Origin of the sequence: Streptomyces sp. NRRL B-1347 (assembly GCF_000720325.1) — a bacterium.
Taxonomy (GTDB): domain Bacteria; phylum Actinomycetota; class Actinomycetes; order Streptomycetales; family Streptomycetaceae; genus Streptomyces.
On sequence record NZ_JOJM01000316.1, the window covers coordinates 1 to 279 of the forward strand.

1 protein-coding gene is annotated in these 279 nt (G+C 70.6%); it reads right to left on the bottom strand.

The window, feature by feature from the left end; translation table 11 throughout:
- Positions 1-279: helix-turn-helix domain-containing protein (locus IG74_RS0145160; protein ID WP_030689805.1), on the bottom strand; the 279-nt coding region annotated here is incomplete at both ends.

Consider the following 279-nt stretch of genomic DNA (forward strand, 5'->3'; position numbering starts at 1 on the left):
CGGGGTGAGTTTGACCAGGGCGATGATGCGGGAGCGTTCGTCCTCGGTGATCCGGCGCTTGCGGCCGCAGCCCGGCCGGTCGCCCAGCCCGTCCAGGCCAGCCACGTTGAACCGGTGCAGCCACTTGCGGACCGTCTTGTGGTGGCAGCCCAGCTGTTCCGCGATCTGCGGCACCCGGCGTCCGTCCCAGCTCAGGGCGATGATCCTCGCCCGCAGAATCCAGTCGGCCGGCGCATGGCGAGCCCCCGCCAACTTACGGACCTTGCCCTCCTCCACCCC